The organism is Oleiphilus sp. HI0067 (genome assembly GCF_001635735.1).
Genome location: NZ_LWFI01000522.1, coordinates 1 through 498 on the forward strand (window position 1 = coordinate 1; position 498 = coordinate 498).

The 498-nt window shown below is 42.6% G+C and carries 1 pseudogene; it reads left to right on the forward strand.

The features are described from left to right. A pseudogene (locus A3739_RS06155) lies at positions 1-498 on the forward strand (branched-chain amino acid ABC transporter permease LivH); the annotation flags it as partial.

Sequence of the window (498 nt, forward strand, 5' to 3'; positions counted from 1 at the left end):
ATATTTCATACAACAAATACTCAATGGACTGACGATTGGTAGTACTTATGCGTTAATCGCGATCGGTTACACCATGGTTTACGGCATTATTGGCATGATCAACTTCGCGCATGGTGAAGTGTACATGATCGGCACCTATGTCAGCTTTGTCGTGATAGCAGGACTAACGATGTTAGGCATCGAATATGTTCCTATTATTATCCTCGCTGCACTCACAATAGCCATTATTGTATCGAGTTCTTTCGGCTGGGCGATTGAAAGAACAGCATATAGACCTCTGCGCGGAGCGAATCGATTAATTCCTTTAATCTCTGCAATTGGTATGTCTATCTTTCTACAAAACTTTGTAGTGAATGCGCAAGGCGCTCGCGATGTTGCGATTCCTCCTATGATTAGTGGCGGTTGGACTTTCGGTACTGAAAACTTCCAAGCATCTCTGTCTTACATGCAGCTGATTATTTTTATAGCGACATTTATCTGCATGTCGGCACTCACATT